The sequence below is a fragment of the Azospirillum sp. UENF 111221 genome (genome assembly GCF_058780625.1).
The window spans coordinates 550421-563470 of record NZ_JBSNCH010000001.1 but is presented as its reverse complement, the minus strand read 5'-3'; the positions used below and the strand labels follow the sequence as shown (position 1 = coordinate 563470).

The 13050-nt window shown below is 70.0% G+C and carries 9 protein-coding genes and 1 pseudogene; 9 read left to right on the top strand and 1 reads right to left on the bottom strand.

From position 1 onward, the window contains the following. Positions 1–58 precede the first annotated feature (58 nt). From ACWPN3_RS02565 to pseG, 8 genes and pseudogenes are all read left to right on the top strand, one after another. Positions 59–2371: an NADP-dependent malic enzyme gene (locus ACWPN3_RS02565; protein WP_492261045.1), complete on the top strand. Its 2313-nt coding sequence runs from the start codon at positions 59–61 to the stop codon at positions 2369–2371. A 100-nt stretch (positions 2372–2471) separates the two neighbouring features. Then, on the top strand, positions 2472–4490 hold the full coding sequence (locus tag ACWPN3_RS02560; protein WP_492242634.1) for a tetratricopeptide repeat protein: 2019 nt from the start codon (positions 2472–2474) through the stop codon (positions 4488–4490). Beyond that, a pseudogene (locus ACWPN3_RS02555) lies at positions 4487–4633 on the top strand (tetratricopeptide repeat protein); the annotation flags it as partial. The gene ACWPN3_RS02560 and the pseudogene ACWPN3_RS02555, both read left to right, overlap by 4 nt. A 93-nt stretch (positions 4634–4726) precedes the next feature. Beyond that, the gene (locus tag ACWPN3_RS02550) at positions 4727–7048 is read left to right on the top strand and encodes a tetratricopeptide repeat protein (protein WP_492261131.1); all 2322 of its coding nucleotides are present in this window, start codon (positions 4727–4729) and stop codon (positions 7046–7048) included. Then, a complete protein-coding gene (locus tag ACWPN3_RS02545; RefSeq protein ID WP_492261044.1) occupies positions 6982–8238 on the top strand; it encodes a tetratricopeptide repeat protein in 1257 nt (418 codons plus the stop codon). Before ACWPN3_RS02550 ends, ACWPN3_RS02545 begins: the two co-directional genes overlap by 67 nt. Further along, positions 8144–8602: a hypothetical protein gene (locus ACWPN3_RS02540; RefSeq protein WP_492261043.1), complete on the top strand. Its 459-nt coding sequence runs from the start codon at positions 8144–8146 to the stop codon at positions 8600–8602. The genes ACWPN3_RS02545 and ACWPN3_RS02540 overlap by 95 nt, the downstream gene beginning before the upstream one ends. Before the next feature lie 154 nt (positions 8603–8756). Next, complete coding sequence (locus tag ACWPN3_RS02535; protein ID WP_109450123.1) at positions 8757–9482, top strand: nucleotidyltransferase family protein; 726 nt, start codon at positions 8757–8759, stop codon at positions 9480–9482. 158 nt (positions 9483–9640) lie between these two features. Further along, a complete protein-coding gene (pseG, locus tag ACWPN3_RS02530) occupies positions 9641–10723 on the top strand; it encodes a UDP-2,4-diacetamido-2,4,6-trideoxy-beta-L-altropyranose hydrolase (RefSeq protein WP_492242636.1) in 1083 nt (360 codons plus the stop codon). Positions 10724–10739: 16 nt separating this feature from the next. On the opposite strand, the gene ACWPN3_RS02525 is transcribed toward pseG, so the two are convergent. After that, positions 10740–11249, bottom strand: coding sequence for an RT0821/Lpp0805 family surface protein (locus ACWPN3_RS02525; protein WP_109450119.1), 510 nt, complete (start codon positions 11247–11249; stop codon positions 10740–10742). A 180-nt stretch (positions 11250–11429) separates the two neighbouring features. Here ACWPN3_RS02525 and ACWPN3_RS02520 point away from each other — a divergent pair, with 180 nt between their 5' ends. Then, the gene (locus tag ACWPN3_RS02520; protein ID WP_492242637.1) at positions 11430–13046 is read left to right on the top strand and encodes an acyl-CoA synthetase; all 1617 of its coding nucleotides are present in this window, start codon (positions 11430–11432) and stop codon (positions 13044–13046) included. Positions 13047–13050 lie beyond the last annotated feature (4 nt).

The following is a 13050-nucleotide window of genomic DNA, read 5'->3' as shown; positions in this document are numbered from 1 at the left end:
CAGGTGAAGTGAACCCAAAGAATTAACTGAAATCTCGTTAACCGGAGGAAGAGACCCGATGTCCGGCGATTTTGAGGCGATGGCGCTCGAGTATCACCGCAACCCGCGGCCCGGCAAGCTGGCAGTCGTCGCGACCAAGCCCATGGCCAACCAGCGCGATCTTGCACTGGCCTATTCGCCGGGCGTGGCCCATGCCTGCACCGCCATTGCCGAGGATCCGTCGAAGGCGGCGGAGCTGACGGCGCGCGCCAATCTGGTTGCCGTCGTCACCAACGGCACCGCGGTGCTGGGGCTGGGCAACATCGGACCGCTGGCCGCCAAGCCGGTGATGGAAGGCAAGGCCGTCCTCTTCAAGAAGTTCGCCGGCATCGACTGCTTCGACATCGAGCTGAACGAGCTGGACGTCGATGGTCTGGTCGATACCATCGTCCGGCTGGAGCCGACCTTCGGCGCCATCAACCTGGAAGACATCGCCGCCCCGGCCTGCTTCGAGATCGAGCGCCGCTGCCGCGAGCGCATGAAGATCCCGGTGTTCCACGACGACCAGCACGGCACCGCCATCGTGGTGGGTGCGGCCGTGCTGAACGGGCTGGCCCTGGTCGGCAAGGACATCTCGAAAGTCAAGGTCGTCTCCACCGGCGGCGGGGCCGCCGGCATCGCGTGTCTGGACCTGATGCTGTCGCTGGGGGTTCGCCGCGAGAATGTCTGGCTGGTCGACCGCATCGGCGTGGTCCACAAGGGCCGCAACGAGGAGATGAACGAGTACAAGGACGCCTACGCGCACAATACCGAGGCGCGCACGCTGTCCGACGTCATCGACGGCGCCGACATCTTCCTCGGCCTGTCGGGTGCGAAGGTGCTGAAGCCGGAGCTGCTGGCCCGCATGGCCGACAAGCCGCTGATCCTGGCGCTCGCCAATCCGGAGCCGGAGATCATGCCGGATCTGGCCCGCGAGGCCCGTCCGGACGCCATCATCGCCACCGGCCGCTCCGACTTCCCCAATCAGGTCAACAACGTCCTGTGCTTCCCCTTCATCTTCCGCGGTGCGCTGGACGTCGGCGCCACCACGGTGAACGAGGCGATGAAGATCGCGGCGACACACGCGATGGCCAACCTCGCCCGCGCCGAACCGTCGGACGTGGTGGCTGCGGCCTATGTCGGTGAATTGCTGCGCTTCGGCCCCGACTACATCCTGCCCAAGCCCTTCGACCCGCGCCTGATCGTCGAAGTCTCCTCGGCCGTCGCCAAGGCCGCGATGGATTCGGGCGTCGCCACCCGGCCGATCGCCGATTTCCGCGCCTATCAGGACCAGCTGAACCAGTACGTCATCCGGTCCGGCCTGTTCATGAAGCCGGTCATCACCAAGGCCAAGACCGCGCCCAAGCGCGTCGTCTATGCCGAGGGCGAGGATCCGCGCGTGATCCGCTGCGCCCAGGTGGTGGTTGACGACGGCATCGCGCATCCGGTGCTGATCGGCCGCCGCGAGGTGATCGAGCGCGTCATTGCCGAGATGGGCCTGCGCCTGAAGATCGGCCAGGACGTGGAGGTCATCGAGATCATCCGCGACCCGCGCTATCACAACTTCACCGAACATTACCGCAAGCTGATGGGCCGCCGCGGCGTCTCGCCCAGCCATGCCGCCAACGTGGTCCGTACCCAGCCCACCGTCTTCGGCGCCCTGATGGTCCGCCGCGGCGAAGCCGACGCGCTGGTCTGCGGCACCACCGGCCGCTTCAACGAGCATTGGGCGCACATCTGCGGCCTGATCGGCTTGCGCGACGGCGTGAAGGTCGCCGCGACGATGAACGCGCTGATCTCGCAGAAGGGCGTCCACTTCATCACCGACACCTACGTCAACCCCGACCCGACCGCCGAGCAGGTGGCCGAGATCGCCCGGCTGGCGGCGGACGAGGTGAAGCGCTTCGGCATCGAGCCGAAGGTGGCCCTGCTCTCCCACTCCAACTTCGGCAGCGCCGACACCCCGTCCGCCCGCAAGATGCGCGCGGCGGTGGAGCTGGCGTCCGAGCAGATGCCGGATGTCGAGATCGACGGCGAGATGCATGCCGACGCCGCCCTGGCCCCGGCCATCCGCAAGGAAGTGCTGCCCGACAGCCGGCTGAAGGGAGAGGCGAACCTGCTGGTCATGCCGACCCTGGACGCCGCCAACATCGCCTTCAACATGATGAAGATCCTGGGCGAGGCGCAGAATGTCGGTCCGATCCTGCTGGGCGTCCAGCGGCCGGTCCACATCGTCACCCCGTCGGTCACCACCCGCGGCCTGGTCAACATGACCGCCGTCGCCGTGGTCGATGCCCAGCTTGCCGACCCGGTCAACGCCGCTCCCACCCCGCCTGTCGGCGTGGGGGCGTAACTCAAGGGAGGGCTGGGGGCGCGGTGACTGCCGCGCCCCCATTCCACCGCACTGGAATCGTGCTATCCCTTACCCGTAGCCAACAGGAACGGCACGGGGCATGAGTAACCAGCGCATTTCCGGGCAGCGCAAATCCGGCAACACCGCTGCGGCAAGCGCCGCAGCGCTGGTCGCGCAGGCCGTGCCGCTGCACCAGTCCGGCCGTTTGGCAGAAGCCGATGCGCTTTACCGCCAAGCGCTCGCCGCCCAGCCACGCCAACCGGACGCCCTGCACCTGCTGGGCATGATCGCCTGCCAGACCGGCCGCTTCACCGATGCCGCCGACCTGATCGGGCAGGCGGTATCAGCCAGACGCGACGTTCCCGATTACCACGCCAACCTCGCCTACGCCCTCCAGGCGCTCGGCCGCCCCGCCGAGGCGGAACGCGCCGCCCGCAACGCCCTGCGCCTGCGCCGCCCGTTTCCGGAGGCGGCGAACACGCTGGGCAACGCGCTGAATGCCCAGGGCAAGGCGGCAGACGCTGCCGACGCCTATCGTGCCGCCCTGCACGCCCGTCCCGATTATGCGGAAGCAGAGGGCAACCTCGGCACCGTGCTGCGCAGTCTCGGCCGCTCGGCGGAGGCGGAGCCGCTGCTGCGCCATGCAGTGGCTGCCAACCCCTCCCTGCATGAAGCGCGCGCCGCACTCGGCCTTGTCCTGCTCGATCTGGGACGGAGCGAGGAAGGGGAGGCGGCCTTGCGTGCTGTGCTGGCCCACCGGCCGGATCATGCGCCGGCCGCCCTCGCCCTGGCGGGATCGCTGCAACGCCGCGGTGTCGATTCTCTGTCGGCCCACCGCCGCCATCTGATGCTGGAGCCGGCGGATGCCGAGGGCTGGAACGCCCATGGCCTTGCCTTCCAATCTGCCGACCGGAACGCCCCGGCCGGCGAGGCCTTCGCCCGCGCCCTGCGGCTCGACCCGACAATGGCGGAGGCGATGACCAATCTCGGCACCATCCGCCGCCTGCAAGGACGGATTCTGGAGTCCGCCGATCTGCAACGCCGGGCGCTGGATCTGCGGCCGGGTTATGCCGCCGCCCACACCAATCTTGCGCTCGCCCTTCAGGATCTCGGTGACGAAACAGCTGCCGAGCAGGCGTTCACCCACGCCCTGGAGGCCGATCCGGCGCAGGCGCTTGCCCGCTTCAACCGGGCCATCCTGCGCCTGCGCCAGGGTCGGCTGGCCGAGGGGTGGAAAGACTACGCCGTCCGCTTCGAGTCCGGCCGACTGAAGCCGAAGCGCCCTTTTAACGTCCCGGAATGGGACGGTGGCGACCTCGCCGGACGCCGTCTGCTGTTGTGGGCCGAACAGGGGCTGGGCGACGAGTTGATGTTCGGCGCCCTGCTGCCGGAGGCACTGGCACGCTTTCCCGGCACCATCGTCGAATGCGAACCGCGGCTGGTCCCGCTGTTCCAGCGCTCTTTCCCCGGCACCACCGTGCGGGAACCGACGCGACGGCCGGCCGACGCCGACTGCCATCTGGGCTTCGGCTCCTTGCCACGCCTGCTTTGGCGGACCGCTCCCGTCCCACCGCCGCCCGCCGGCTGGCTGAAGCCTGACCCGATGCGGACCGCGGCATGGCGGTCGCGTCTGGACGCTCTCGGACCCGGCCTGAAAATCGGCATCGCCTGGACCAGCCAGCGCCTCACCACCGAACGCCGCCACTCCTACACGGAGCTGGAGGATTGGGCGCCCCTGCTGCGCCTGCGCGGCTTGCATGCCGTCAGCCTGCAATATGACGGGCGGGAAGCGGAGATCGCCGCCATCGAGGAGCGCCTGGGCGTGTGCCTCCACCGTTGGCCCGACCTTGACCTGATCGCCGATCTGGAGGGCACCGCCGCCCTGATGGCGAACCTCGACCTTGTGGTCACCGTGGCGTCGTCCGCCGGGGAGATGGCGGCAGCGCTCGGCACTCCGGTTTGGCGTTTGGGCCGCCGCGACTGGACCCAGCTCGGCACCGCGGTTCGCCCCTGGTTTCCCTGCATGCGCTGCATCCAGCCCAATGCCGGCGATGGCGTCAAAGACGCCATACAAAAGGCAGTTCAGCTGCTTACCAGACTTTCCTCAGGTGAACTGTGAATCCTGCCGACTGGTTTGCCGAGGCACTGCGCCATCATCAGCAAGGAGCGCTGGACGCTGCGGAGCCCCTGTATCGGCGGGTTTTGCAAGCCGAACCGCTCCATGCCGACGCCCTGCATCTGCTCGGCGTTCTCAACCATCAGCGCAAAGACAACCTTCAAGCCGTTGATCTGATTTCCAAAGCCGTCGATCTAGTCCCCGGAGTGGCGGATTATCACGCCAATCTCGGAATCGTCTTGCAGCGTCTGGACAGGCTTGCCGAGGCCGAGGCAGCACAGCGCCGGGCATTGGAGCGCGATCCCGGCCATGTCGGCGCCCATTTCAATCTCGGGCTTGTGCTGGCGGCACAAGGCCGGATGGCGGAGGCGGCGGACCGCTATGCGGAGGCGGCACGGCTGTCGCCCGACCTGGCCGACGCCCATCTCAATCTCGGCGCCGCCCTGCAAAGTCTCGGAAAAGCGGACGAAGCGTTGGCGTCCCACATCCGCGCCGCGGATCTGCTGCCGGGAGATCCCCGCCCCTGGACCAACCGCGCCGTCAGCCTGCGCCAGCTCGGCCGGTTGGACGAGGCTGTCGAGGCCTTGCGGATGGCCTCGGCCTTCGGCGGAGGGGCCGCCGACGCCTCCGCCTTGTCCGCCTTGGCGGCCGCACTCCACGCCGCGGGGCGGATGGAGGACGCGGCGGAACGCTACGCCGATGCCCTGCGGCTCGACCCCAGAGATCCTTTCTGTCTCAATGGCTTAGGACTTTGCCTTAAGGCTCTTGGTCAGCTGGAGGACGCCGCGACCTGCTTCGACGCAGTAACCGCCATCCAGCCCGACCATGCCGATGCGCTGGACAATCTCGGCAGCGTCCGCGCCGCTCAGGGCCGCCCAGCCGAGGCGGAGACCTTGCACCGGCAGGCAGTCCATCACCGGCCGGACTTCGCCGGCGCCTGGAACAATCTGGGCAATGCCCGCCACGCCGCCGGCCGCACCGCCGATGCCTGGAGGGCGTGGCATGCGGCCTTGGCGCTGGACCCGGTGCTGGCGGAAACCCACACGAACCTCGGCAACGCCCTGCGCAGCGCCGAGCGCTTCGCCGAGGCAGAACGGTCCCAGCGCCGCGCCATCCGCCTCGCTCCGCTGGAGGCGCCGTCCCGTAACAATCTGGGCCATCTGCGCCAGGGCCGGCACGACTATGCCGGTGCCGCCGGCTGCTACCGCAGCGCCCTGGCGCTCGACCCTGCCTATGGCGAGGCATGGAGCAATCTGGGGCTGGCCCGCCAGCGGCTGGGCGACAGCGGTGAGGCGGAGCGCTGCTACGACCGCGCGCTGACCCTGCGGCCGGACCTGTCGCTGTCCCACTTCAACAAGGGCCTGTTGCGGCTGGAAGCCGGCGATCTCGACCGGGGCTGGCCCGGCTATGGCTGGCGATTCGGATCGGGTCAGGTCGGACAGGGGCGCCAGCCCCATGCCCCGGCCTGGCGTGGCGAGGATCTGACCGGCCGTCGCCTGATGATCTGGGGGGAGCAGGGGGTGGGCGACACCATCCTGTTCTCCGCCCTTTGCCCGGAGCTTGCCGGACGGGCCGTCTCCACCATTCTGGAAATCGACCGCCGTCTGGTCCCGCTGTTCGCCCGCTCCTTTCCCACCCTGAGGGTGCGGGCGGAGGCGCTGGACGGGCAGGGGCGGGAAGCGATGGCGATCCCGGACTATGACCGCCACGTGCCGATGGGGTCCTTGCCCCGTGTTCTCCGCCGCCGGCTGGCCGATTTTCCAGCGCGACCGTCCTGGCTGGTGCCCGATGCCGGGCTGGTGGAGCGGTGGCGCGAGCGGCTGGCGGCCCTCGGTCCGGGGCTGCGCATCGGCATCGGTTGGCGCAGCCAGATGATGACCTCCGAACGCAGCGCCGCCTATCTGGCGCTGGACGCTTGGGCGCCGCTGTTCGCGCTGCCCGGAATCCACTGGGTGCTGCTGCAATATGGCGAGGTGGAGGAGGAGGTCCTTCGGGCCGAGAAACGCTTCGGCATCCGCCTGCACCGCTGGGACGACCTCGACCGCAAGGACGATTTCGACGGCGTCGCCGCCCTGATCGCCGGGCTGGACCTCGTCATCTCGCCCGCCATGTCGATCGGCGAACTGGCTGGAGCGCTGGGCACCCCGGTCTGGCGCTTCGGCACCCGCGACTGGACGCAGTTGGGAGCCGGCGTGCGCCCATGGTATCCGTCGATGCGGCTGTTCCAGCCCCGCCCCGGCGAGCCGCTGTCGGCGACGATGGCCGACATGGCGCGTGTGTTGAAGTCACTCTCCCCCAAACGGATACCCTCTCCCCCCCGGGGAGAGGGCTGGGTGAGGGGGCCGCACAGCACGGATTCTCGGGAAAACAACGCGCCGCGTCCCCTTCACCCCGACCCTCTCCCCGGGGGAGAGGGGGATTACCCTGGAAGGCGAGAGTTCTCGCAAAACAGGCTGTCGCTCTGCACCGGCAAGGCCGGTTTGCGAAGGCCGAAATGCTGCACCGGCAGGCCGTCGCCTTGCTTCCGACCCAGCCGGCCGCCTGGACCAACGGCGGCCTGACCCTGCTCCGGCTCGGGCGGGTCAAGGCAGCCATCCGCTGGCACCGGCTTGCGGTGGCGTTGAACCCGGCCTTTGCCGAGGCGCTGGGCAATCTCGGCGTGGCGCTCCAGGCCGATGCCGCCGCGCCCGAGGCCGCCACGCTGCACCGCCGCACCGTCCGGCTGCGGCCGATGCAGGCGGAAAGCTGGGGCAACCTCGCCGCCGCACTGCTCGCCGCCCGCCGCTTCGCCGAGGCGGCAAACGCCTGCACCCGTGCGGCGGCCCTGGCGCCCTCCCTTGCCGGGGTGCTGACCACGGCCGGCGCGGCTGCGAAGGGACTGGGCCGCTTCGCCGAGGCCGCCCGCCAGTCCCACCGGTCGCTTCGCCTCGTCCCGGCATCGCCCAAGGGCTGGTCGAACCTGGGCATGGCGTTGGCCGGGCTCGGGCGCTGGGACGAGGCGCTATCTGCCCACCGCCACGCGATGGCGCTCGCCCCCGACCTGCCGGATGTGCTGGTCAACCACGGCCACACGCTGCTGATGCGGGGAGAGCGCCGGCTCGCCGCCCTGTTGGCCGACCGCACGCTGAGGCTGGCCCCCGGCCGGGCCGAGGCGCGGATGAACCGGGCCCTGCTGCGGCTGGCCGATGGCGATCTGGACGGCGGCTGGGCGGACTATGCCCACCGCTTCGCCACCGGCGACGCCGTGTCCCGCCGCGTCGGCATCCCCGAATGGCAGGGCGAACCGCTGGCCGGCCGCCGCATCCTGGTGTGGGGAGAGCAGGGTCTGGGCGACGAGATCCTGTTCGGCACGGCGCTGCCCGATCTGCTCGGTCAGGCGGGGAGGGTCATCGTCGAATGCGACCCGCGCCTCGTCGGGCTTTTCGCCCGCGCCCTGCCGGCGGCGGAGGTCCGGGCGCCCAGCGCGGATCCGCGGGATGCCGATTGCCACGCGCCGCTGGGCAGCGTCGCGGCACGGCTGCGGCCGGACGTGAGTCGATTCCGGTGCGACCGGTCCGCTCCTCACCGCCGACCCCGGGCTGGCGGTGGATTGGCGCGAAAGGCTGGCAGCACTCGGCCCGGGCTTGCGGGTCGGCATCTGCTGGCGCAGCAGCCGGATGACGGCGGACCGGGCCGGCGCCTACAGCCGGATCGCACAATGGTCACCGATCTTCGGCATCCCCGGCATCGCCTTCGTCAGCCTGCAATATGACGGTCACGAGGCTGAGCGGGAGGAGGCCCTGCACCGCTTCGGCACCGTGCTGCATCACTGGCCCGATTTGGACCAGCACAACGATCTGGACGGGGTGGCGGCACTCATGTCAGGTCTGGATCTGGTCATATCCGCGCCGACCGCGGTGGGGGAACTGGCCGCGGCACTCGGCGTGCCGGTCTGGCGGATCGCCGGGGCCGGGGACTGGTCGGCCCTGGGAACGGCGGTGCGGCCCTGGTTCCCGACGATGTCGCTGATCGGCCGGTCCGGCGACCATGACGCCGCTCTTGCGGCAGCGGCGCGGCGCCTGCGCCGACTGGCTGAAGACCGCTCCCGGTCGGGGTGTCCATCGGAGAGTGGATGATTCGGCGCAATTCCGCATTGCGATTCCCGAGCGCCCCCTTTATCGACTATGGCCGCCGGGTCCCGCGCAGGGTGGATGACCCGGCGCCCGCTCCGTCGTAAGCTGCTCCGGCAAGCCGAGTGACGACAGCGGGACTTCAGCGAAAGGACGGTCGGTGCGGTCTGAGGACGCTCTTGCCAACATAGACGTCGCGGTGCTCGCCGGCGGGCTCGGCACGCGCATCCGGGGCGTTTTGGGTGATACGCCGAAGGTCCTGGCCCCGATTGCGGGCCGCGCCTTCCTCGGTCACCTCCTCGATTATCTGTCCACCTACGGGTCGCGCCGCGTGGTGCTGTGCCTGGGCCATCTGGCCGACCGGGTGACGGCCTGGCTCGCCCGCGGGGATTCGGCCGGCACCATCGACGTGGTCTGCCAGATCGAACCGCGCCCGCTCGGCACCGCAGGCGCGCTCGGCTATGTCCGCAAGGAGTTGCGCAGCAGCACCATCCTGGTGGTGAACGGCGACACCTTCCTCGACGCCGACCTGCGGGCCTTCATCGCCTCGCACCGGCTGTCGGGCGCCGAGGCGTCGATGCTCTGCGTGACGGTTGAGGACGCGTCCCGCTTCGTGCGGGTGGAGATCGGTCCCGACAGCCGCGTCCGCCGCTTCCTGGACAAGGCGCCCGGGGCGGGCACCATCAATGCGGGGGTCTATCTGTTCTCCGCCGCTTTCCTCGACCGCTTCGTCGCGGCGGGTGCGGTGTCGCTGGAACGCGACGTGCTGGAAAAGCTGCCGGCCGGCACGCTGAACGCCCATGTCGCCAAGGCCCGCTTCCTCGACATCGGCACGCCGGAAAGCCTCGCCACCGCCGCCAGCGTCATTGCCGGCCGGGAGTCCTGAGGGGAGACTGCCGGCGCGCCGTGCCGGGGGCCGCAATTTACCCCCGCACGCCCCCGGTCTGTCGCTGGACAGGCGCAAAGTGCCGCGCCAAGATGCTGGCCACCCCGATCCCGCGTGCCGTGGTAGGACAGCCACGCCGTTTCTTACGGACCCGCGCCATGGCCGTCATCCTCATCCGTGCCGACGCCTCGCCGACCATCGGCACCGGCCATGTCATGCGCTGTCTCGCCGTGGCGGAGGCTCTGCGCGACCAGGGGCACGAGGCGCTGTTCGCCGCCGTGGAATCCACGCCCGCCATCGACCGCCGCCTGACTTCCGACGGGTTCCGCCATGTCTCCATCGCCGGCCCGGTGGGGGAGGCGGCGGATTTGGCCGCCACCCGCTCGCTGCTGCGGCGGGAACATGGCAGCGCGGTGATGCTCGACGGCTACCGCTTCGGCGAGGCCTACCGTGCCGGGCTTCAGGCGGCGGGTGCACGGGTGCTGGCCTGGGACGATCTGGGCGACGGCACGCCGCTGCACGCCGACCTCGTCGTCAATGCGGCACCGCAGGCCGCCGCCCTTCCCTATGACGCGATGGCGCCCGGCGCCGTCCTGCTGCTCGGCCCCGGCTATGCCCCGCTGCGGCGGGAGGTGCGGCTGGCGGCGCAGGCGCCACGGCCAGGCATCACCGACCGGCCGGTGCTGCTGGTGACCTTCGGCGGCTCCGACCCGCTGGGATTGACCGGCCCGGTCCTGGAAGCGTTGGCGAAGCGGCGGCCGGACGGCTGCCGGATCGTCGCCGTCGTCGGCGGCAGCAACCCGCGCGCGGCGGAACTGGCCGGGCTTGCCGGCGATGGGCTTGCCGTGGAGATCGACTGCCCGCGCATGGGCGCGCTGATGGCGGAAAGCGGGCTGGCGGTGTCGGCGGGCGGCGGCACCATGGGCGAGTTGGCCGCACTGGCGGTGCCGACCCTGCTGGTGGTCACCGCCGACAATCAGGCGATGGCGAGCAATGACGCTGCGGAACTGGGCTGGAGCAGCGCCTTGGACGCCCGTGGACACCAACCGGCCGAGGCAGCCGGGATCATCGCCGAGCGAGCGCTCGCTCTATGGGCCGATGCGGGGTTGCGACAGCGGATGCAGGACGCAGCAGCGTCACTGCCGCTGGATGGCGAGGGAGCGGTGCGCATCGCCTGCGCCCTCACCGGCCCCGCCCCCAAATCGGGCAGCGCCGCCCAGCGTCGGGCGGCGCTCGCCTGAGTTTGCGGACGATACGTCAGCTGACCACGCGCCAGGTGCCGTCCGCCTGCTGGCAGGCAGTGCCGAAGCCCTGCTGGGTACGGCCCTGGACGACGATGGTCGTCTGGTATTCACGGCAGAGCTGGCCCTGCGGCCCGGTTCCATCACGCACCGGGGTGTAGGCGCCGTAATTGCCGGTTTCCGGGTTGTTCCAGCGCACAGTGCTGCCGGTCGGCGCGCTGTAGGCGTTGACCGCCGCCTGCTGGGCATAATTCTGGTCGGCACGGTCGAGCGAGGCGCCGGCCGCATTGCCCAGCGCCGCACCCAGCAGCGTGCCGACGCCCACCGCCACCAGCTTGCCGCTGCCGCCGCCGAAGCGCGAGCCTGCCAGACCGCCGACCACGCCGCCCAGCACGGTGCCGGCCGTCTGCTTGTTGGCGCTGACACCGCCATAGGAGTCGCCGTAGCCGGGCTGGGCGCAGCCGGCAAGCGGGGCCGCGAGCAAGCTGGCGGACAGCGCGGCGGCGAGGAAGGGGCTGGCTTTCATGGTGGCTCTCGTCCTGTTGGGTCCTGTTGGGATCGGCACGAAGCCGTCCGTTCCTGACGCCATCAACATGGCTGACCCGCATCTTATTCCCGATGCGTGACGCGGTGCCTCGGTTGCTCCTATGATCGACCCAACGGTTCCACAAAGGAATCGACGACAAGCCCTTGGGAGGGAACGAACATGCTGCCCAACGCGGACAGCTGGGACGGGGTGTCCCGCGCCTTCGCCTGGCGCGTACCCGACCGCTACAACATCGGCGTCGACGTCTGCGACCGCTGGGCGGAGGCGGAGCCCGACCGCATCGCCCTGATCAACAGGCGGCGCGACGGCGGGGTCGAGGAATACCGCTTCTCCGACATCCGCGCCCTGTCCAACCGCTTCGCCAACGCTTTGGCGGCGCAAGGCGTGGCGCGCGGCGACCGGGTCGGCATCCTGCTGCCCCAGGCGCCGGAGACCGCCATCAGCCATGTCGCGGTCTACAAGCTGGGCGGCATCGCCGTGCCGCTGTTCTCGCTGTTCGGGGTGGAGGCGCTGGAATACCGGCTGGCCAATTGCGGCGCCCGTGCCGTCGTCACCGATGCCGTGGGCGCAGCCAAGATCGCCCAGATCCGCGACCGCCTGCCGGAGTTGCGCGCCGTCTTCCGCATCGACGGGTCGGGGCCGGGCTGCCTCGACTGGCACGGGCTGTGCGACGCGGCGTCCGACAGCTTCACCCCGGCCGACACCGGCCCGGACGATCCGGCGCTGATCATCTACACCTCCGGCACCACCGGCCAGCCGAAGGGGGCGTTGCATGCGCACCGGGTGCTGCTGGGCCATCTGCCGGGCGTGGAGATGTCGCACGACCTGTTCCCGCAGCCGGGCGACCGCATCTGGACGCCGGCCGACTGGGCGTGGATCGGCGGGCTGCTCGATGTCCTGCTGCCGGCCTGGCACCATGGCGTGACGGTGGTGTCCCACCGCTTCGAGAAGTTCGATGCCGAGGCCGCCTTCGCCCTGCTGGCCGAATTCAAGGTGCGCAACGCCTTCCTGCCGCCGACCGCGCTGAAGATGATGCGGGCGGTGAAGAACCCGCGGGCGCGCCACGCCATCGACATGAGGTCGGTCGCCAGCGGCGGCGAGACGCTGGGCGCCGGGCTGCTCGACTGGGGGCGCGAGACCTTCGGCGTGACGATCAACGAGTTCTATGGCCAGACCGAGTGCAACATGATCGTCTCCTCGGCCGCCACGCTGATGGCGCCGAAGCCCGGCATCATGGGCCGTCCGGTCCCCGGCCATGACGTGGCGGTAATCGACGGCGAGGGCAACCGGCTGGCACCGGGACAGCTCGGCCTGATCGCGGTGCACCGCCCGGATCCGGTGATGTTCCTCGGCTATTGGAACAACCCCGACGCCACCGCGGCCAAATTCATCGGTAACTGGCTGGTCACCGGCGACCAGGGCGAGTTGGACGGGGACGGCTACATCCGCTTCGTCGGACGCGACGACGACGTCATCACCTCGGCCGGCTACCGCATCGGCCCCGGCGAGATCGAGGATTGCCTGATCGGCCACCCCGCCGTCCGCATGGCGGCGGTGGTCGGCGTGCCCGACCCGCTGCGCACGGAGATCGTCAAGGCCTTCGTCGTCCTGCACGAGGGTGTGACGCCGGACGATGCGCTGGTCGCCTCGATCCAGGAGCATGTGAAGACCCGGCTGGCCGCCCACGAATATCCGCGCGCCATCGAATTCATGGACAGCCTTCCCATGACCACCACCGGCAAGATCATTCGCCGGGAGTTGAGGACCCGCTCGTAATATC

Bases quoted from the DNA above. Each gene is read 5' to 3' on its own strand.
- ACWPN3_RS02565 (WP_492261045.1), top strand. From the start codon at position 59: ATGTCCGGCGATTTTGAGGCGATGGCGCTCGAGTATCACCGCAACCCG.
- ACWPN3_RS02560 (WP_492242634.1), top strand. From the start codon at position 2,472: ATGAGTAACCAGCGCATTTCCGGGCAGCGCAAATCCGGCAACACCGCT.
- ACWPN3_RS02545 (WP_492261044.1), top strand. From the start codon at position 6,982: ATGCTGCACCGGCAGGCCGTCGCCTTGCTTCCGACCCAGCCGGCCGCC.
- ACWPN3_RS02540 (WP_492261043.1), top strand. From the start codon at position 8,144: ATGACGGCGGACCGGGCCGGCGCCTACAGCCGGATCGCACAATGGTCA.
- pseG (WP_492242636.1), top strand. From the start codon at position 9,641: ATGGCCGTCATCCTCATCCGTGCCGACGCCTCGCCGACCATCGGCACC.
- ACWPN3_RS02525 (WP_109450119.1), bottom strand. From the start codon at position 11,249: ATGAAAGCCAGCCCCTTCCTCGCCGCCGCGCTGTCCGCCAGCTTGCTC.
- ACWPN3_RS02520 (WP_492242637.1), top strand. From the start codon at position 11,430: ATGCTGCCCAACGCGGACAGCTGGGACGGGGTGTCCCGCGCCTTCGCC.